16 protein-coding genes are annotated in these 19,767 nt (G+C 53.0%); 12 read left to right on the top strand and 4 right to left on the bottom strand.

The features are described 5' to 3' along the window. Positions 1-361, top strand: a 361-nt coding sequence (locus PRECH8_RS06650; protein WP_200966306.1) for a transposase, incomplete at its 5' end; no start/stop codon positions are given. A 678-nt stretch (positions 362-1,039) separates the two neighbouring features. On the opposite strand, the gene PRECH8_RS06645 is transcribed toward PRECH8_RS06650, so the two are convergent. Next, positions 1,040-2,527, bottom strand: a complete 1,488-nt coding sequence (locus PRECH8_RS06645; RefSeq protein WP_200966305.1) for an alpha-N-arabinofuranosidase — start codon at positions 2,525-2,527, stop codon at positions 1,040-1,042. Positions 2,528-2,746: 219 nt separating this feature from the next. Then, positions 2,747-3,766: a LacI family DNA-binding transcriptional regulator gene (locus tag PRECH8_RS06640; RefSeq protein ID WP_200966304.1), complete on the bottom strand. Its 1,020-nt coding sequence runs from the start codon at positions 3,764-3,766 to the stop codon at positions 2,747-2,749. A gap of 504 nt (positions 3,767-4,270) precedes the next feature. Here PRECH8_RS06640 and PRECH8_RS06635 point away from each other — a divergent pair. After that, positions 4,271-4,834: an FAD-dependent oxidoreductase gene (locus PRECH8_RS06635; protein ID WP_200966303.1), complete on the top strand. Its 564-nt coding sequence runs from the start codon at positions 4,271-4,273 to the stop codon at positions 4,832-4,834. 70 nt (positions 4,835-4,904) lie between these two features. Here the strand turns inward: PRECH8_RS06635 and PRECH8_RS06630 are convergent, their stop codons facing one another. Both PRECH8_RS06630 and PRECH8_RS06625 read right to left on the bottom strand, forming a co-directional pair. Continuing rightward, on the bottom strand, positions 4,905-5,438 hold the full coding sequence (locus tag PRECH8_RS06630; protein WP_200966302.1) for a YceI family protein: 534 nt from the start codon (positions 5,436-5,438) through the stop codon (positions 4,905-4,907). Between the two features lie 157 nt (positions 5,439-5,595). Next, positions 5,596-5,934, bottom strand: coding sequence for a winged helix-turn-helix transcriptional regulator (locus PRECH8_RS06625; RefSeq protein ID WP_200966301.1), 339 nt, complete (start codon positions 5,932-5,934; stop codon positions 5,596-5,598). 251 nt (positions 5,935-6,185) lie between these two features. Between PRECH8_RS06625 and chvE (PRECH8_RS06620) the strand changes: the two genes are divergently transcribed. From chvE (PRECH8_RS06620) to PRECH8_RS06575, 10 genes are all read left to right on the top strand, one after another. After that, the gene (gene chvE, locus PRECH8_RS06620) at positions 6,186-7,244 is read left to right on the top strand and encodes a multiple monosaccharide ABC transporter substrate-binding protein (protein ID WP_200966300.1); all 1,059 of its coding nucleotides are present in this window, start codon (positions 6,186-6,188) and stop codon (positions 7,242-7,244) included. 166 nt (positions 7,245-7,410) lie between these two features. Then, complete coding sequence (chvE, locus tag PRECH8_RS06615) at positions 7,411-8,469, top strand: multiple monosaccharide ABC transporter substrate-binding protein (protein WP_200966299.1); 1,059 nt, start codon at positions 7,411-7,413, stop codon at positions 8,467-8,469. Between the two features lie 78 nt (positions 8,470-8,547). After that, on the top strand, positions 8,548-10,107 hold the full coding sequence (gene mmsA / locus PRECH8_RS06610) for a multiple monosaccharide ABC transporter ATP-binding protein (protein WP_200966298.1): 1,560 nt from the start codon (positions 8,548-8,550) through the stop codon (positions 10,105-10,107). Positions 10,108-10,129: 22 nt separating this feature from the next. After that, positions 10,130-11,251: a multiple monosaccharide ABC transporter permease gene (gene mmsB, locus PRECH8_RS06605; RefSeq protein WP_200966322.1), complete on the top strand. Its 1,122-nt coding sequence runs from the start codon at positions 10,130-10,132 to the stop codon at positions 11,249-11,251. A 218-nt stretch (positions 11,252-11,469) separates the two neighbouring features. After that, positions 11,470-12,480: a substrate-binding domain-containing protein gene (locus PRECH8_RS06600; protein WP_200966297.1), complete on the top strand. Its 1,011-nt coding sequence runs from the start codon at positions 11,470-11,472 to the stop codon at positions 12,478-12,480. Between the two features lie 57 nt (positions 12,481-12,537). Continuing rightward, on the top strand, positions 12,538-14,385 hold the full coding sequence (locus PRECH8_RS06595) for a cache domain-containing sensor histidine kinase (RefSeq protein ID WP_200966296.1): 1,848 nt from the start codon (positions 12,538-12,540) through the stop codon (positions 14,383-14,385). After that, positions 14,321-15,595: a response regulator gene (locus PRECH8_RS06590; protein ID WP_242457464.1), complete on the top strand. Its 1,275-nt coding sequence runs from the start codon at positions 14,321-14,323 to the stop codon at positions 15,593-15,595. The genes PRECH8_RS06595 and PRECH8_RS06590 overlap by 65 nt, the downstream gene beginning before the upstream one ends. Before the next feature lie 231 nt (positions 15,596-15,826). Next, on the top strand, positions 15,827-16,342 hold the full coding sequence (queF, locus tag PRECH8_RS06585) for a preQ(1) synthase (RefSeq protein ID WP_200966295.1): 516 nt from the start codon (positions 15,827-15,829) through the stop codon (positions 16,340-16,342). A 430-nt stretch (positions 16,343-16,772) separates the two neighbouring features. Continuing rightward, positions 16,773-17,297 carry a hypothetical protein gene (locus tag PRECH8_RS06580; protein WP_200966294.1) on the top strand — a complete coding sequence of 175 codons (525 nt, stop codon included), beginning with the start codon at positions 16,773-16,775 and terminating at the stop codon, positions 17,295-17,297. Between the two features lie 68 nt (positions 17,298-17,365). Further along, complete coding sequence (locus PRECH8_RS06575; RefSeq protein ID WP_200966293.1) at positions 17,366-19,642, top strand: AraC family transcriptional regulator; 2,277 nt, start codon at positions 17,366-17,368, stop codon at positions 19,640-19,642. Positions 19,643-19,767: the final 125 nt, after the last annotated feature.

The raw sequence follows: 19,767 nt of genomic DNA, 5'->3' as shown, positions 1-19,767 counted from the left end.
GGCAGCTCGGATGTTATTGCAACAAACCATCGATCGTTTTCAAGACCATGCTCCAAAAGCTATGGAGATCCTGGATGAAGGCTTTGATGATGCTGTTGCTGTGCTTATGCTGCCAGCACCTTACCGCGTCAAAACTAGGACAACGAATGCCGTGGAGCGTTTAAACAGTGAAATTCGGCGCAGAGAGCGTGTGATTCGTATTTTCCCTAATCGTGAGTCTGTATATCGTCTTATTGGTGCATTGCTTATGGAACAGGACGAAAAATGGGCAATGGGCAACATATATTTTGACATGACTGAGTTCAAGCATTGGCGGAAAGAGAGAGTTAAGGCAAGTAACAAAGTGGTGCGTCTCGGTTAACGAACCATCTGCCGAGGATTTTACACACAATTTCGGACTTGACCCCCGGAAAGGGATCGATGTTCGGTTATTGTCCTAAATTTAGGATAAAACATGGAAGTGAAGTCTCGCAGAAGCTGTTTTTATCCTAAATTTCGTATAAAACGGGGCAAGGCAGGGCCTTTCTCGTGTGGTTTTATCCTAAATTTCGTATAAAACGCGATAGACAAGAACAAACATGACTATCTCTACATGGATTTTATCCCAAATTTCGGACAAAACAACAGCATACCGGACTCATCGGACAACATCGAGCAGTGCAAAGAATCATCAAACAATGCAAAACAGTACCAAGCAATGCAAAGCAGTACCAAACAATGCAAAGCAGTACCAAGGAAGGCAATGCAGCACCAAACAGTGCAAAGCGATAACACCAAGCAAAGCAGATCCGCGCTGTATGAACAGGGTTTTGCCCTAAGTTTGGGATAAAAAAGGACAGACCCCTCTCTCGTACACGATCTCCGTTGTTCGTACAAGCCGAGGAGCCTGCAAAGTTTAGCTTAACTATATGCAAAAAGTGGTGGTTTAATCTGAGACTATGTCTAACTTCGAGCAATCGAGGTGCATGGCTTTAGACGATGTCTTAACTATGTGCAATCGCGATGCTAAAGGCCGATGTTCCTAAGACTGCGCCTGAACTTAGGCTTCGATCGTCAGCAGCACGACCGATTTGGCCGGCATAGAAACGTTCAGGCCTTGCTCGTTCAGCTTGAAGTCTTCGAAGGATACAGGTTTAACCACCTCAGGATCCTCGAAGGTGTTGTGCGCCTGAATCTTATCGGCGGTCAGGACTGTACCGGTCACGTTCTTCACACTGCTGATGCCGTGAAGATCCACCGGCACCTCTGCGCCGTTCTCATGGTCGAGGTTGCAGAGCGTGATGTTGATGCGGCCTTGTGCGTCCTTCGATGCGGATACACTCAGCTTCGGCAGTTTCTCATCTTCCATCACATACTCTTCGCTCTCGAGGTACACATCGATGCGCGTTGCATCCTGATGCACTTTGTACATATCGAACACGTGGTAGGTCGGGGTAAGGATCATCTTCTCCCCTTCCGTCAGGATGACCGCTTGCAGAACGTTGATCGTTTGCGCAATGTTCGCCATGTGTACCCGGTCATTGTGGTTGTTGAAGATGTTCAAGTTGATGCCGGCTACGAGTGCATCGCGCAGGGTGTTCTGCTGATACAGGAAGCCCGGATTCGTACCCGGTTCGACATCGTACCAAGTTCCCCATTCATCGACGATCAAGCCGACGCGTTTCTCCGGATCATAACGATCCATGATCGCCGAGTGGTTGCGAATCAGCGTATCCATGAAGAGGGTCTTCTTCAAAGTTGTGAACCATTCCTGCTCATCAAACTGAGTAGCAGACCCCTTGTTGCTCCATTCGCCGGGCACTGTGTAGTAGTGCAGGCTGATGCCGTCCATGAAGTTTCCAGCTTGGCGCATCATCACTTCCATCCAGTGGTAATCATCCACGTTCGGTCCGCATGCGATGCGATAGATGCGGTTGGAACCGTAGTTGCGTACATAGGTCTGATAACGGCGATACTCATCCGCATAATATTCCGCGCGCATGTTGCCGCCGCAGCCCCAGTTTTCGTTGCCCACGCCGAAGTACTTGAGCTTCCAAGGCTCCTTGCGGCCGTTCTCCGCACGCCATCTGGACATCGGGGAGTCGCCGTCGAAGGTCATGTATTCGACCCATTCCGACATCTCTTGCACGGTGCCGCTGCCGACGTTGCCGCAGATGTACGGTTCGCATTCCAGGAGCTCGCAGAGCATCATGAACTCATGCGTTCCGAAATGGTTGTTCTCGGTGACACCGCCCCAGTGGGTATTGACCATCATCTTGCGCTGATCGCGCGGTCCTACACCGTCTTTCCAATGGTATTCATCGGCGAAGCAGCCGCCGGGCCAGCGCAGGACAGGGATCTGGATGCGCTTCAGGGCTTCCAGCACGTCCTTGCGGATGCCGTTGATATTCGGAATAGGAGAGTCTTCGCCGACCCAGATTCCTTCATAGATACAACGGCCAAGGTGTTCAGAGAAATGACCATAGATATGCTTGCTGATCTTGCCGCGTTCGATATCGGCATTCAGTATCAGGCGATTCTTCGACATAATCCTCAAACTCCTTTATCGTGTGCGCACACGTTATATTTGTTGATGATAACTTATCATGTCGGTGAAGGCGTTGTCAATGCATAATTTAGCATTTTGATAATTTATCATTCTTTGCATTAATCATTGTGAATGGGTCTAACACAAACACGAGAAAAGATACCAAGAAAGGCACGGCAAACGAATCGCCGATTGCCATGCCGATCCGCGCTTAATAGATCACAAGGAATTCCCTTGGATGATCTTGTAATCGATGATCCGCTGTTTTCGCTCCTTGACGGTGACGTCTTTCTGACTGCCGGCGGATTCGATGCGCTCGAGCAGCAGATTGACAGCCTCGCATCCCATCTGCTCGACATTATATTCGACGGTGGTGAGTTCCGGCCGGATATACTTGAGCACGTCAATGCTGTCAAAACCGATGATCCCCACATCGTCGGGTACGCGCAATTGGCGTTCGTACTGCACATAGTGCATCACTTCCAGTGCATAGGCATCGCATGAACACATGATCGCCGTCTTCTGCTCCTCAAGGGGCATGCGGCGCAATACCTCCACGTAATCCTTGTCCTCAATCACCTCAAGGCTGACCTTGCGGCCCTCCGGAACTTCAGCCAGCGCTTCCAGGCATCCTTGATAACGTTCCTCCTGTGTATAGATATTCGTGACGCCGCGGTATGCGAGGGGAGGGCAGATATAGACAAGATGTTCATACCCTTGCGCCAGCACGTGCTGTGTCGCCTCTTTCATCGCTTGCCGGTCGTTGATGCCGACATAGTCCCAGTGATCCGACAGGCGGTTGCAGATCGTCACGATCGGCGTGCCCAGCGATTGCAGGTATTCCTCGAATTCCGGGCCTTCATTGATCGGGAAGAGGATGATCCCGTCGGACTTGCGCGCATGGAGCCGGTTTAAGACCTCCTTCTCAATCGCCGGATCCTTGTCTGTCAGCACGAGGTCGACGGAATAACCGCGCTTGCGGGCGCTGGCTTCCACCGCATTGGCCAACTGCGCGAAGGACCGGTTATAGAGATCGAAGAGCACCAGCCCGATCGTCATCGTCCTGCCCCGCGCCAGACTCTGAGCGACATAATCGGGTCTGTAGTTATATTCCTTGGCTACTTGTAATATTCTGGCCTTCGTCTTAGGACTTATTCCCGGTCGATTGTTCAAAGCACGATCCACCGTACCGACGGATACGTTGCAGATGCGTGCGATATCCTTGATCGTAATCCCCATCGTCAAACTCCTCTCATGAAACAATGTGAAGCCCTGCGCAGCAAAAAGAGAACCTTAAAGAACTGCATGATCAAAATATGAAAATAGTCTATGAAAATAATTGTTGAAAATAATCTATAAAGACGCAGAATCATGCACTGAGTAAGATTTGCACGGGATTCGTGTTAATCAGCTGTACGTCCGTTATCATCTGTTATATTAAATCCGTCACTAGACAGCGCTAATAAATGCTGAGAGCGTATGAAACATCCTTTACTTTAATTAAGTAACCGCTTTATAATGGTTCTGTATACTTAGTCAACATGCATGTTTGTAATGTCTATGATCACTATGATGTCTAGTGAATGGCTGTCAAGTGTGGCTGGTATGGGTAAATTATAAGCCGTGTCCGTGGAAAGGACAATAAATCCAGCAAGCTTGGCAACAAATTGCAGGAAGGACATGCAGCGTTGACAGTCTGGAGTTAAGGATGAAAGAGAATAGGGAGAAGGAGTGTTGAACGCGATGTATGATGTGGTGATTATCGGAGCAGGTCCAGCCGGTGCCAGCGCAGCGATCTTCACGGCGAAGGCCGGCAAGAGCACGCTGGTGATCGACAATGATAAGGGCGTGACGAAACGCGCGCTCATCTTGAATCACTATGGTGTCATGGAAGCTGCGGGACCGGAGCTGGTGGAGACGGGAATCAAACAAGCGGAGAAGTTCGGAGCGACCATCGTACAAGGCACGGTTACCAAAGTCGAGCAAGGGGATCAAGGCCTCAAAGTCATCACGGAGGATCAAACCTATGAAGCGAAGCACGTGATCCTCGCTACCGGCATGTTGACGGACATTGCAGAAGCAAGCGGTCTGAAGACGAAGCCGGGCACGGAGCCGCGGATTAAGACGGTCTTCGATGTGGATGCAGACGGCCGCACGAATATCGATGGCGTATGGGCGGCGGGCACGGCTGCAGGCGTCAGCATGCATACGATCATCACCGCAGGTGATGGAGCGAAGGTTGCGATCAACGTCATCAGCGAATTGAATGGAGAGCGTTATGTCGATCACGACGTGTTGAAGGCTTAATATCGCCGATCAACGACACACAAAACACAGGCGGTTTCAACCACTGATGGTTAGAACCGCCTGTGCTTTGTTATTCGGCTTTGGTTGCTTCGATCTCAATCGAGACGTCCACATCTTCACCGACCAGCACGCCGCCGGTCTCCAAGATGGAGTTCCAGACCAGACCGTAGTCCGTGCGCTTCACCTTGCCCGTGGCGCTGAATCCTATCCGCTCATTGCCCCAAGGATCCTTGCCGCCGCCTTCGTAGACAACCTTGAAGGTTTCCGGTTTGGTCACGCCGCGAATCGTCAAATCACCGGTTACGTCGTATTCATTGTCGCCGGTTTTAACGATCTTCGTGGCCTTGAAGGTCATATTCGGATGGTTCTCCACATCGAAGAAATCCGCCGAACGCAGGTGAGCGTCACGATCGTCATTGCGCGTATCGATGCTGGAGAGGTCGACGGTGAATTTGATCTCCGCCGTCGTCAGATCCTCGGGATCGGCGACGATCTCCGCATCGAAGGTGAGGAACGTGCCCTTAACTTTCGTGATCATCATATGTCTGACAGAGAAGTCAATGCTGCTATGTACGCCGTCGAGCTTCCATTTGGTTTTGGCCATGACAACACAACCTCCTCAAAAAAATACTTAATAAAAATTTATTACTTACTTTTATATAGCATTATACTTGGAAGGTTGTGGTTCTGTCAATGATATTTGCATGCAACAAAAAACCGCCCAGTTATCATATACAATAACTCGGCGGCTTGCATTGAACTTATTTGGAACGCGAGGGTGCTTCCATAAATTGATCTGCCCACTTCTGACACTCCCTCATCACGCCTTCCAAAGCCTTGCCCTTCTCCGTAAGTTCATACTCGATCCGAACGGGCATCTCATTATACACTTTGCGGACGATGATGCCTTCCGCTTCCAGTTCTTTGAAGCGTTCTGTCAGCATCTTGTCGCTCATATTAGGAATGACATGGGAGATATCTTTGAACCGTTTGGGTCCTTCCATGAGCACGCGGATGATGAGCCCAGTCCAACGTTTCCCAAGCAGTTCAAAGGCAGCTTCGAACTTCGGACACAGGTGAAATTCATCGTCTGCTTTCATGCTTATTCACCTCGACAGCATCTTTAATGGTAATAGTATAACATAATTTATCACTTACGGAAAGTTAGCAATCAAAGGAATCGTTAGTCGAATAGCGGAAGTTTTCCCCCATATATTAGTTAGGAGTATGCAAAAAGAGAGCAGAGCATGCGGGTTTAGGAGCTGATCTCTTTTGCACTCGGAGCAAACCGCAGACCTGTCAGCTTAGGGGAAGCGGTGCATCAACTTTAAGTCTAGGGGGAGTTATGAGGATGAAACGTTGGATGGTTGTGTTGGTTCTATGCATGGTATTGCTTCTGGCTGCATGCAGCTCGGGAGACGACGGCAAGTTTGTCGGCATCGCGATGCCCACGAAGTCAATGGAACGTTGGGTATTGGACGGGGAAAATATGGTGAAGGAGTTTAAGGCGCTGGGTTACCGGACGGATCTGCAGTATGCAGAAGATATCGTGGAAACGCAGATTTCTCAGATCGAGAACATGATCACGAAGGGCGTCGATGTGCTCGTCATCTCTGCGATCGACGGGGAGTCGCTGACGAATGTGTTGGAGAAAGCCGCGGCGGCGAACATCCCGGTGATCGCCTATGACCGGCTGATTCGGGGCAGCGAGCATGTCAGCTACTATGCGACCTTTGATAACTTTAAAGTAGGGATGCTGCAGGCGTCTTACATCGAGGAGAAGCTGCAGCTGTCTAAGGGCGGCGGACCGTATAACATCGAACTGTTCGCCGGCTCGCCCGACGATAACAATGCCTATTTCTTCTTCAACGGTGCGATGAGCGTGTTGCAGCCTTATATCGATAACGGCACCCTCGTCGTGCGCAGCGGGCAGACCAACTTCGATCAGGCGGCGACGCTTCGCTGGGATGGAGCGGAAGCCCAGAAGCGAATGGACAATCTGCTCAGTGCCTTCTATGCGAACGAACCGCTGCATGCCGTTCTGGCTCCGAATGACGACGTCGCCATCGGCGTCCTCTCCTCACTGAAGGGAGTCGGCTACGGCACGGAGGCGAAACCCCTGCCTGTGATCACTGGACAAGATGCCAATCTGGCTTCGGTGAAGTCGATCATCGCCGGGGAACAGACGATGACCGTGTTCAAGGATACGCGGGTGCTTGCGAAGAAGGCGGTGGAGATGGCGGATGCGCTGCTAAGCGGGGAAGAAGCGGAAGTCAACGATACGGAGACCTACGACAACGGCGTGAAAGTCGTGCCTTCCTATCTGCTCGAGCCCGTCGCCGTGGATATTGCTAACTATGAAGAGGTCTTGATTGAAAGCGGTTATTATACGCGGGATCAGTTGGATTAGGCATGAGATGGGATTGGAAGAGTCAGGGAAGTTGGTTTTTTATAAAAAACGTTCGTTAATCGTAAAGACACCCCGGCTGCCGCTCTCTTATACTCGAAGCAAACCGCAGACCTGTCAGCATAGGGGAGGCGGTTCGTCAACTTTAATCTGAGGGGGAGTTATGAGGATGAAGCGTTGGATGGTTGTACTGGTCTTATCCATGATGATGCTGCTGGCTGCGTGCAGCTCGGGCGGCGACGGCAAGTTTGTCGGCATCGCGATGCCGACGAAATCGTCGGAGCGTTGGGTACTGGACGGGGAAAATATGGTGAAGGAATTCGAGGCTTTGGGGTACCGGACGGATCTGCAGTATGCGGAAGACATCGTAGAAAACCAGATCTCTCAGATCGAGAACATGATCACGAAGGGCGTCGACGTGCTCGTCATCGCTTCGATCGACGGCGAGTCGCTGACCAACGTGCTGGAGAAAGCCGCAGCGGCGAATATCCCGGTAATTGCCTATGACCGTTTGATTCGGGGCAGCGAGCACGTCAGCTACTATGCGACCTTTGATAACTTTAAAGTCGGGGTGTTGCAGGCGTCTTACATCGAGGAGAAACTGCAGCTCAAAAACGGCGGCGGACCGTATAACATCGAACTGTTCGCCGGCTCGCCCGATGACAACAATGCGTACTTCTTCTTCGACGGCGCTATGAGCGTGCTGCAGCCTTATATCGATAACGGCACCCTCGTCGTGCGCAGCGGACAGACCAACTTCGACCAAGTGGCGACGCTCCGCTGGGATGGAGCGGAAGCCCAGAAGCGGATGGACAATCTGCTGAGCGCCCACTATACGACCGAGCGGGTGGATGCGGTGCTGTCCCCATATGACGGCATCAGCATCGGCGTCATCGCTTCGCTGAAAGGGGTCGGCTACGGCACGGAGGCGAAGCCCCTGCCTGTGATCACCGGACAGGACGCTGAGCTGGCATCGATCAAATCGATCATCGCCGGGGAACAGACCCAGACGGTATTTAAGGATACGCGGGAGCTGGCGAAGAAGGCGGTGGAGATGGCAGATGCGCTGCTTAAGGGTGAGGAGGCCGAAGTGAATGATACGCAAACCTACCACAACGGCGTGAAAGTCGTGCCATCTTATCTGCTGGAGCCTGTATCAGTAGATATTACCAACTATGAGTCGGTGTTGGTGGGAAGCGGCTACTATACTTTGGATCAATTGAAATAAACCGCTCGCGGCGGCAGTGAGCCTAAGCGTTCACTGCTGCCGTCGTCACCGAATCACACAGCGGAGGGGCTGGTAGCGATGAGCGAATATCTGTTGGAGATGAGGAGCATCACGAAGACCTTTCCCGGAGTCAAAGCCCTTAACGACGTTAACCTTCGTGTCAGGCCGGGCGAGATCCATGCGCTGGTCGGTGAGAACGGGGCGGGCAAGTCTACGCTCATGAAGGTGCTGAGCGGGGTCTATCCGCACGGTACGTACAGCGGGGACATCTATTATAAGGGAAAGTTATGTGAATTTAAGGATATTAAACATAGTGAACAATCGGGGATCGTCATCATCCACCAGGAGTTGGCGCTCATCCCGTATCTGTCGATCGCGGAGAATATCTTCCTCGGCAATGAGCGCCGGAGGAGCGGCATCATCGATTGGCATGAGACGAGGCGGGAAGCGATTCGCCTGATGGAAAGGGTGGGTCTCGAGGAATCCCCGGACACGCTGGTCATGAATATCGGGGTGGGCAAGCAGCAGCTTGTCGAGATCGCTCGAGCGCTTGCGAAGGATGTGGAGCTTCTCATCCTTGACGAGCCGACAGCGGCGCTGAATGAGGATGACAGCGCGAATCTCCTGGAATTGCTGGCCGAACTGAAGCGGCAGGGAATCTCGTCGATCCTGATCTCGCACAAGCTGAACGAAGTGATGCAGGCAGCCGATACGATCACGATCCTGCGCGATGGACAGACGATCGAGACTTTGGATATGCGGCGGGATGAGGTGAACGAAGATCGGATCATCAAAGGGATGGTCGGCCGGGATCTGACCAATCGGTATCCCGAGCGCAAGCCGAAGATCGGCGGCGTGCTCTTCGAGGTACGGGACTGGGAGGTATACCATCCGCTGCAGGCGGATCGGAAGATCATCCATAACGTGAACATCACCATCCGAGAGGGTGAGATCGTCGGCATCGCCGGACTGATGGGGGCCGGGCGCACGGAGTTTGCGATGAGTGTATTCGGCAGGTCCTACGGCCAGAAGATCAGCGGCCGCATCTATAAGAAGGGCAAGGAGATTCAGATTCCGGATATCCCTGCGGCGATCGCTAACGGTCTTGCCTATGTGACGGAGGACCGGAAAACCTACGGTCTCATCCTGATCGATGACATCAAGCATAATATCACGTTAGCGAGTCTGAACCGTATCTCGCGGTACCAGGTGATTCAAGACCATATCGAGGTGCAGCGGGCGGAGGAATTCCGCAACCGGCTGCAGATCAAGACGCCGAGCATCCACCAGCGGACGGGCAATCTCAGCGGCGGCAATCAGCAGAAAGTCGTGCTCAGCAAATGGATCTTCGCTGAACCCGATGTGCTCATCCTTGATGAACCAACACGCGGGATCGATGTCGGGGCAAAATATGAGATCTATACGATCATCCAGAGCCTGGCCGATGAAGGCAAGGGCATCCTGGTGATCTCCTCCGAACTGCCGGAGCTCCTCGGCATCTGCGACCGCATCTATGCGATGTGCGAGGGCCGGATTACGGGAGAGCTCAAACGGGAGGAAGCGGATCAAGAGACATTGATGAAATATATGACGATGTCGGGGGGCGGTAAGCGTGGCGATACTGGGAAGGTTGTTTAAAGCGAATATCCGGCAATACGGCATGATCATCGCGCTGGTCATGATCATGCTGTTGTTCCAGATCTTAACGGGCGGAATCTTGATGCAGCCGCTGAACATCACCAATCTGATCTTGCAGAACAGCTATATCTTAGTACTGGCGATCGGCATGGTGCTTGTCATCATCACAGGACATATCGACTTATCCGTCGGGTCGGTCGCAGCGGTGATCGGAGCAACAGCGGCGATTCTAATGGTGCATATGCAGGTTCCCGTCTGGTTAACCATCCTGATCAGCCTGCTGCTAGGGGCGCTGATCGGTGCTTGGCAAGGCTTCTGGATCGCCTATGTCGGCATCCCGTCCTTTATCGTTACCTTGGCAGGGATGCTGCTGTTTCGCGGATTAACGATGGTCATCCTCAAGGGACAATCGATCGCCTCTTTGCCCAATGCATTCTTGGGGATCAGCTCAGGCTTCATACCGGACTGGCTCAGCGGTTATGCAACGGGCATCCATCTGACGACGATGGCGATCGGCTTGCTTCTCTCGGCGGTCTTGATCTGGAATGAACTGAGACTGCGGCGGACAAGACAGCAATACCGGATGGAGACTGCTCCTGCCGCATGGTTCATCCTCAAACTCGTGTTCCTCGTGCTGGTGTTGAATGGTTTCCTGTGGATCCTCGCCCGGTATGAGGGGATACCGAATCTTCTCATCATCTTGACGGTGCTCATCGCAGCTTATACTTTCATCACGCAGCGCACGGTGATTGGACGGCACATCTATGCAACGGGAGGCAACTCGAAGGCGGCTGCCTTGTCCGGCGTCAAGACGAAGCGCGTCACGTTCTATGTCTTCGTCAATATGGGCGTGCTCTCTGCCCTTGCCGGTCTGATCTTCGCCTCGCGGTTGAGTGCGGCGACGCCGAAGGCGGGGACGCTGTTCGAGCTGGATGCCATCGCGGCCTGTTTCATCGGCGGGGCATCTGCAACCGGCGGTGTGGGGACGGTGATCGGTGCGATCATCGGCGGCCTCGTCATGGGTGTGATGAACAACGGTATGTCGCTGATCGGCGTCAGCATCGATTGGCAGCAAGCGATTAAGGGACTGGTGCTGCTGCTGGCGGTGGCTTTCGATTTCTATATTAAGAATCGCAGCCAATAGGATTGCCGGCAAAGTGTCCATGACCGCAGCGGCCGCAACCGGCCGCAAAGGTTCAGCAACAATCACCGGCGAATGTCACCTGGGATTGCCAAACCTCACCGGCAAGTTACAATAAGGTTACAGGATTCCGGAGGTCAGCCTGAAGGGTTAGACTCGAAGCAGCAAGTTAAACGAATCAGGCGATCTTCGTGCAAGTCTTGCAAAGGGGAGGGGTCTGGGTGAAAAAGCTGGTGCTGCTGTATGGATTGTTCGTGTTGATCTTCCTCGTGATCGTTGCCGTCTATTTCCGTCCGACGTATCTGGATTCCTGGGATGAAGTCGATAAAGGACTGAAAGGAGAACCCGGGGAGGAGTACGTGATGGTGACCTTCCAGGCGGGGATCGACTACTGGCGCCCTGTGCTCAAAGGATTCGAGGATGCTGCCGAAGCGCTCAATGTCTCCGTCGATTATCGCGGGTCAACCCAGTATGACGTCCACGAACAGATGACCGTCCTCGAGCAGGTCATCGCCCGCAAACCCGCCGGCATCGCCCTGACGGCGATGGATCCGGAGGCGCTCAATGTGTCCATCAACAAAGCCGTTGACGCCGGCATCCCGATCGTCCTGTTCGATTCCGGCGCGGACGGGAGCAAGGCCTATTCCTTCCTCGGCACGAATAATTACAATGCTGGTGTCACAGCGGCGCATGAGTTCGCTAAGCTGCTGGATGGGGAAGGGCAGGTGGCGATTATCACGCTGCCGAATCAACTGAACCACCAAGAGCGGGTGAAGGGCTTCGAGGATACGATCCGCATGGAATATTCCCGCATGAGGATCGTGGCCGTGAAGGACGGCAAGGGCGATGTTGTCGTATCCCGGCAGATGGCGCAGGAGGCAATGGATAACTATCCAGACCTGCGCGGCATCTTTATCACCGAGGCGGTGGGAGGAGTCGGCGTCGCGGAAGCGGTCATCGAACGCGGGCGCGTGGGTGACGTGAAGATCATCAGCTTCGATACGGATAAGGGGACCTTGGATATGATCCAGGAAGGGGTTATATCGGCGACACTGGCCCAGGGAACTTGGAATATGGGGTACTGGTCCCTGCAATTCCTCTTCCATCTCCACCACGGCCTTGTTCAGCCCCAGACAAGCGACGGGGGGAATCAGCGTCTGCTGCCGCCGAACGTGGATACGGGAGTAACCGTCGTCACGCGGGAGAACGTGGAGGACTACTATGCGCGCTAGACCTCAAGGCGTGCGGGACGGCGGTGAGGTGCGATGAGGGGCGCTTGGTCATGGGAGATGAATAATCTGCCGATCCGCTACAAGCTGATCCTGAACTTCATGCTGATCGCGATCATCCCTTCTCTGCTGCTGGGAGTGCTGGTCAGCTATACGGTGACGCGCATCATCGAGGAGCAGGTGAATGAACATACGCTGCAGATCATCGGTAAAGTAAACAGTACCCTTGAACATGTCGTAAGCAATATGCAGAATCTGACGTATTTTATCTCCTTCGATCCGCTGGTTCGGAAGTTTCTGGCCGAGGATGAAGAACCGCTGAACTCGGAAGAGTTGTATACGGTTTCACGTTTCTTGCAAGGGTTCACCACGTTATATCCCGAAGTCGCCGGAATCCTGGTAGCGGACCGGCAGGGGCGCTATTTGAGCAACGATATGTATGCTCGCATCGATGCACCGCTTACTGAAGAAACATGGTACAAGCAGGCAGTGGAGAGCCGAGGGATCTTCACCATTGTCGGTCATCCCGGCGCACGTAATGTGACGACGCATACGAATTACAAACCCGATGAGGTGGTCTCCGTCGTTCGCGCTATCTTGGAGCCGGACACCCAGCAAGTGCAGGGCGTTGTACTCGTCGATCTGAAACTGCGGGTGATCGCAGAGACGGCGAAGGATGTCCGCCTCGGCAAGACCGGTTACCTGATGGTAGTGGATCAGGACGGGGACAATATCTATGCGCCCACGAATCCGATCATCGAGCGGATCCCCATAGAATGGCTGGGAGATCAGTCATCGGGGACCCTGTCCAAGGAAGTGAACGGCAGGTCCCTGCAGCTGATCTATCTCACGTCTTCTTTTACCAACTGGACGACGGTGGGGGTCTTCCCGACCCATGAATCCGCGGCAGCAGTACGGCAGATTCAGTTCTACGTAGTCAGCTTCGTGTTCTTGATCTGCATGATGGGTATCACCGCTTCTCTCTACGTCTCACACTCCATCTCGCGGCCGATCCAACAGCTGCAATCCTTTATGCAGAAAGCTGAGGAAGGGGATCTGACGGTGCGCCATACGAGCCGCCGGCAGGATGAACTGGGCAAGCTCGGCATGAGTTTCAACAAGATGCTGGTGCAGCTGCGCAAGCTGCTGGAGTTGACGGAACTGCAGGAGAGGCAGAAGCGGGAAGCGGAACTGAAGAGTTTGCAGGCTCATATCAAGCCGCATTTTCTGTACAATACCTTAGATACGATCCATTGGCTGGCGAGAAGCAAAGGAGCAGATGATGTGGCTGAGGTTGTGGAGTCTCTGTCCAGGTTGTTCCGCATCGGCTTGAGCAAGGGGCAGGAGATGATCCCTCTGCTGGATGAGATCGAGCATATCCGCAGCTATCTGAAGATCCAGAAGACGAGGTACCGCGACAAGTTGAATTACACGATCGAGGCCGCTCCGGATACCGCGCACCTTGAGGTGCTGAAGGTCCTGCTGCAGCCCATCGTGGAGAATGCCATCTACCATGGATTGAAACAGCGGCGGGGTCCGGGGAATATCCGGATCCGAACGGCCGTCGAAGAGCAGGTGCTGCTGCTGACGGTGGAGGATGACGGCATCGGGATCCCCGCGGAGAAGCTGGCAGAGCTTAGGGATCTGCTCGAGCGAAGCACGGAACATCAGCCGGGAAGCTCTGCGGGAAGTTCCGGTTATGGCATCGTGAATGTGCAGGCGAGGCTGAAGCTCTCCTTCGGTGACCGTTACGGCGTCAGAATCGAGAGTGAGCCGGGAAGAGGGACGGTTGTGACGATCATGCATCCCATAGTCGATCACGGCAGACGCGGAGGTGGTGCGCATGACGCGGGATCTCATGGAGAAAGAACGCTTGGAAGCGCGTTGGAAGGTGCTGATCGCGGATGATGAGCCGATCATCCGCGAGGGGATTCGCTCGGCGGTGGATTGGCATGCCCTCGGGATGGAAGTCGCCGCGGAAGCAGAAGACGGGGAGGAAGCGCTGGAATTGGCGCTGCAGCATCAGGTCGATGTGATGCTTGTGGATCTGAATATGCCGATCATGGACGGTATCACCTTGATGAAGCATGTGCGGAAGCAGCTGCCGTCCTGCAGGCTGATCATCATTACCGGGCATGATGAATTCCAGTATGCGCAGGAGGCCATTCGTCTGAATGTTGATGAATATCTATTGAAGCCGGCGAATCCGGAGCAGCTGCAGAAAGTGCTTCATGACGTTAAGATGAGCTTGGAGAATGACCGGCGGGAGCGGGAACATCTGCTGATGGCCTCACGGCAGATCGAACGCAGCTATCCGCTCTTGCGGGAGCGGTTCTGTCTGGAGTGGATCGAAGGCAGGATGAGCGACGGCGAGGTGTTGGAGCAGTTGGAATTCCTGCAGCTGCCGCCGGCCTGTCCCGATTGGCTGGGAGTGATCCGCTGGTCGGATCCTGCGGTGGAACGGACGCTGATCCGGGAGAGGGACCGTCAGCTGTATGCCTTCGCCGTGGAGAACATCGTGAAGGAATGGCTGGAGGACCGGCAGCATGTGCTGTTCCGCGACGGCGGGGGTCTCATCGCCGTGATGATCTGGGGATCTTGTTCGGAGGAACTGCTGTCGAAGATCGCTGAGTCGATCATGCGGTATCTGAAACTGTCGGTCTCGCACGTCTTCAAACCTCTCGCGGGCCGATTGTCGGACATTCCCCAGACCTATCGAGAAGCGCGGCAGGCGGTGTACCGCCGCGCCTCCCTATCGCCGGTGGTGCAGCGGGCAAGGCTGCGGATCAGCGAAGGCTATACCGAACGCGGATTAACGCTGGAGCAGATTGCTGAAGAACTCAATGTCAATCCCGTGTATCTGAGCCGCATGTTAAAGCAGGAGCTCGGGGTCACGTTCAGCCAGCTGGTAACAGAGCTCCGCATGAAGCGGGCAGTAGAGCTGCTCAATACCACCGATCTGACGATCATGGAGATCGCTGAGCAGCTTGGCTACGAGACGCAGCATTATTTTAGCACGGTATTCAAGAAGACGGTGGGCATCTCGCCGAATCGGTACAGGCGCGGAGAGTTGGTCCAGGCTTACGGGGCGGAAACCGCGGGAGAATCGAAGGACTGATTGGCTCAATCGCATAAGAATCACTTGAGAATCGCAGGCCGGCTTGACGGCCGGATGGTGTTCATTCCCGGTTTCTTTCCTTGTTATATTCCAGTTATCTTGCAGACCAGCTGCCATGCCGTTCTATGTGCATCGCAACTGTACTGCAGGTTAGTGAAAAATACGTGAACATATGATAAGGTATGTACATGATTATCGAAGAGGAATATAGATGAGGAAGGGATCCAAAAGATGAGTGAACAGCCTCGGAAAGCCGGCCGATCGGCGGAAGAACTGAAGGACATCTCGCTGCTCGGCAACAAGAAGACCAAGTATGTCTACGATTATTCGCCAGAATTGTTAGAAACATTTGAAAACAAGCATCCAGGACGTGATTACTTCGTGAAGTTCAACTGTCCGGAGTTCACGAGCCTGTGCCCGATTACGGGGCAGCCGGATTTTGCGACGATCTACATCTCGTATATTCCGGATGTGAAGATGGTCGAGAGCAAGTCGCTGAAGCTGTACTTATTCAGTTTCCGCAATCACGGGGATTTCCATGAGGATTGCGTGAACATCATCATGAACGATTTGATTCGGGTAATGGACCCGAAGTATATCGAGGTGTGGGGCAAGTTCACGCCGCGCGGCGGCATTTCGATCGATCCGTACTGCAACTATGGACGCCCCGGCACGAAGTATGCGCAGATGGCGGAATACCGCTTGATGAACCATGATCTGTATCCGGAGAAAGTCGATAATCGATAAGGGAAGCAGACGACACTGATCTGATCAGGAAGCTGGTCTGCTCCCTTGTCCTGCAGACCGCAGTAATATAAAATCGTCTTAATTGGACTCCGTTAATTACGGAGTCCAACTTTTTATCTAATTCATCCTGTGTACATAAGGATGAAGGCGCCGCGTGAGATGAAGCATTCATCCGCGGTGATCCTCCTTTACTCAACTTCATGATCTCTTTACGTCCATTGTAACATCAAGTTATGTATATGAATTGCGGTTTTTCTCGGCTTTCTTATCATTTCTTGCGATACTCTCATGATATAATGAAGGTAACAGATGCGAATGAAGGGGCTTTGATCGCAGTGGGGGAGTTGTTGTACAAGAATCCTGCACGTTCCAAGTGTCCTATCGTATGGCGTAGTCACCACATGCCGGGGAGCAGAAAAGGGAGTAGAAGATGTTCCACCCAACGGTTTATGAGAATTTGAAGGTTGCTTTTGAAAATTACCTTTATGATCTTGACAACCAAGAAGCTGTCATCACGATCACCAATCGCGAGGATATCCTGGATATGGCGGTGATGTCCAGGCAGTTCACTTTGCAGTTCGCACTTGCCGGCCACGAGGAGCCGACGGCTGAGGTGCGGCTGTACTCCTCTGTTGCAGATCTGGCGGCGGAGATCTTGGAGGAGGGAGACCCGTCGGAGCTGTGTTCGCTGGTCATTCGTTTCCGTTATAAGGTGCGGGACCTTAAGCGATGCAAGGAAGCTGAGGTGATCCTGATTAATATCTGGCTGCCGGAGCTTCCTATCCGCCAGGTCATCCTGTATCCATACGATACAGCCTCTGAGAAGCCCGACTATTATTCCGTCTCCGCAGATGTTCGTTTCAACCGCCGGATCGGCGAGGGACAGATCGAGGATATCCCGAATCTCGCGGAGCATATGATCCGCTCTTTGATGGAGCTGAGCGGGAAGCTGTAGGGAACCGGAGTTGGAGTCGGACAGGTGAGTGTGCGGGTGTTCGGTTTATAGGGATGAGGAGGGGGCTTATGAGACGGATCCCGATGATGCTGCAACTGGTCATCATCATGTTCTGCGTCATGGTGATACCGACGACGGTTCTGACTTCCTACAGCGGATCCAAGTTCTTGGCGAATTCCGAGGAGATGATCGCGGAGACTTCCTTAGCCGGACTGATCGCAAATCGCCATCTCTTCGAGAATTCGATCGCGAACCTCGCCAGTGATGCGGTGAGGCTGTCTTCATCTACGATATTCAATCAGATCCGATTCATGGAAACCTATGATGATATCAATGCCAACTACAACAATGTCAATTACGGGTTGTCCCTGTTGAAGGAGCTGGTGAATCTCAACCACCGTGTGGACGGGGTCTATTCCGCCTTTTTCTATCAATTCGGCTCGGATTATGTGATCTCTACGGATAAGGGAATTACGAGATTATCCTCCTACGAACCCATCGATTGGCTGGATGAGCAGTTCGAAGCAAGTCAGGGTATCGTCGGGATCTGGTATCCGCGGGAATTGAACAGCGGTGTGACGGTGCTGACCTATGCTCTGCCGCTGAGCAAATTAACCACCACGACCAACGGGGCGATCGTCGTCAATCTGCTTGAAAGCCAGATCAGCGATTACCTGAGGTCTTCCAATCCAGCCGAACAGCAATATTTTCTGTTGAATGCCGATGGTCAAGTCGTCTCGCATAATGACAAGAGTCTGCTGCTGGCAGATGCATCGGACTGGCCCTTGGTGCAGCGGATCATGACCGGCTCGCAGCTTGAAGGCTATCTGTTCGAAGAATTGGACGGGGAGCGCATGCTCGTCACCTGGACCTCCACGCCGCACAAGGAGTGGATATTCGTTAAACTCTTCTCGATGGATGATCTGATGACCAAGACGAATCAGATCGAGCGCAATCTGACGATGATGATGATCATCACGTTGATCATCGCGGCCATCGCCACCGTCTTGCTGGCGAGATGGCTGTCGACTCCCGTGCGCCGGCTGGTGCAGGCGGTGCGCTCCAATCCGAAACTCGAAGCCTTGCAGAAGCGGAATGAGCTCGCCTTCTTGGACGATGCTTTCAAACGCATGCAGGAAGAAGAGGCAGCGCTTCAGAAGCTTCTGGAGAAACGTGAGCAGGATGCGCGCAATCTCGCCGTACAGCGATTACTGCGAGGGGAACCAGCGGAGTCGATTTCGGAGATCTTCCCGGAGACGATCTTCCGTTTGGCGGTGCTTTCCATCGACCGCTATCGGGACTATGTGAAGAAGAACAACCGGGAGACGCGCAGCTACAATCGCTACCTGTTCATGCAGTGGTGCCATGAACAGTTTCCCGATGACATGCGCCTGCAAGTCGTCTATATGGGGGACGGCTATTTTGCCTTCGTGATGAACGGGGAACGACTGAGCGAGGAATCCATCCACGATACCCTCGAAGCGTTATTCCTGAGGATCAGGGATAAGGGGCAGGAGTTGTTTGCGCATACGGTAACGATCAGCATCAGCGACTATACGGAGAACTGCAGCACGATCCCGGACCTGCTCGCGGAAGCGATGGAGCTGATCAAACTGCGCATGATTAAGGGCGGCGGCTGCATCACCTTCTGGCGGGAAGAGGCCGAAGGCAGCCACAAGTACATCTACCCGGCCAACAGCGAGCGGCGGATCTTGAATTATCTCGACTCAAGGGATCTTGACAGCATCTACAAGGAACTGGAGGAGATTCGAAAGGAGATTCTCTCCGTAGAATACATCTCCTATGACAACATTTTGTTCATCTATAACCAGCTGGCGGGCGTAACGATCAAACACCTGCGGGAGAATACCAATATCGCCCGCCTCTTCGCGGGGCGCAGCAATGTCTATTCGACCTTGGCCTCCTTCGATACGATCGAGGAGATCGAGGAGTATCTGCGGGAATTTTACCGTCAGATCATCAAACAGCTGGACAGCCATCAGCAGAAGAGCAATCACAGCGACCGGATCATCAAATATCTTGAGGATCATTACCATCAGGACATCATTTTTGAAGATATGGCTAAGGAGATCGGCATCAGCTACTCCTATATGCGCAAGATCGTTTCCGAAACAACGGGCAAGAGTTTGATCGACTGCCTAAACCAGCTGCGCATCGACAAAGCGAAGGAGCTCCTCCTCGATACGGAACTGACGATCTCGCAGATTGCCGAGAAGGTCGGTTATCATAATGTGCAGAGTTTTAACCGCTATTTCCGCAAATTCGAAGGGATGTCGCCAAGCAACTATCGCTCTTTAAAATTGACACCGCAGCATGAAATCTGATCCTTCAAACGACATGTTAGACGGGGTCTTCTGTTCCTATGCTGAACAGAAGACCCTGTTATTTTTGAAGGATGTTAAGATCCCTGCTGGGGATGCTGGTCTTATAATGGTCAATATTGCTCATC

The organism is Insulibacter thermoxylanivorax, assembly GCF_015472005.1.
Classification (GTDB): domain Bacteria; phylum Bacillota; class Bacilli; order Paenibacillales; family DA-C8; genus Insulibacter; species Insulibacter thermoxylanivorax.
The sequence above is the reverse complement of the archived record's forward strand: the minus strand, read 5'-3'. Positions and strand labels throughout refer to the sequence as shown.

What these genes read in the sequence shown, in the direction of transcription:
- PRECH8_RS06645 (WP_200966305.1), bottom strand. Translation starts at nt 2,527, where the DNA reads ATGTCGAAGAATCGCCTGATACTGAATGCCGATATCGAACGCGGCAAG.
- PRECH8_RS06640 (WP_200966304.1), bottom strand. Translation starts at nt 3,766, where the DNA reads ATGGGGATTACGATCAAGGATATCGCACGCATCTGCAACGTATCCGTC.
- PRECH8_RS06635 (WP_200966303.1), top strand. Translation starts at nt 4,271, where the DNA reads ATGTATGATGTGGTGATTATCGGAGCAGGTCCAGCCGGTGCCAGCGCA.
- PRECH8_RS06630 (WP_200966302.1), bottom strand. Translation starts at nt 5,438, where the DNA reads ATGGCCAAAACCAAATGGAAGCTCGACGGCGTACATAGCAGCATTGAC.
- PRECH8_RS06625 (WP_200966301.1), bottom strand. Translation starts at nt 5,934, where the DNA reads ATGAAAGCAGACGATGAATTTCACCTGTGTCCGAAGTTCGAAGCTGCC.
- chvE (WP_200966300.1), top strand. Translation starts at nt 6,186, where the DNA reads ATGAAACGTTGGATGGTTGTGTTGGTTCTATGCATGGTATTGCTTCTG.
- chvE (WP_200966299.1), top strand. Translation starts at nt 7,411, where the DNA reads ATGAAGCGTTGGATGGTTGTACTGGTCTTATCCATGATGATGCTGCTG.
- mmsA (WP_200966298.1), top strand. Translation starts at nt 8,548, where the DNA reads ATGAGCGAATATCTGTTGGAGATGAGGAGCATCACGAAGACCTTTCCC.
- mmsB (WP_200966322.1), top strand. Translation starts at nt 10,130, where the DNA reads ATGATCATCGCGCTGGTCATGATCATGCTGTTGTTCCAGATCTTAACG.
- PRECH8_RS06595 (WP_200966296.1), top strand. Translation starts at nt 12,538, where the DNA reads ATGAATAATCTGCCGATCCGCTACAAGCTGATCCTGAACTTCATGCTG.
- PRECH8_RS06590 (WP_242457464.1), top strand. Translation starts at nt 14,321, where the DNA reads ATGACGCGGGATCTCATGGAGAAAGAACGCTTGGAAGCGCGTTGGAAG.
- queF (WP_200966295.1), top strand. Translation starts at nt 15,827, where the DNA reads ATGAGTGAACAGCCTCGGAAAGCCGGCCGATCGGCGGAAGAACTGAAG.
- PRECH8_RS06580 (WP_200966294.1), top strand. Translation starts at nt 16,773, where the DNA reads ATGTTCCACCCAACGGTTTATGAGAATTTGAAGGTTGCTTTTGAAAAT.
- PRECH8_RS06575 (WP_200966293.1), top strand. Translation starts at nt 17,366, where the DNA reads ATGAGACGGATCCCGATGATGCTGCAACTGGTCATCATCATGTTCTGC.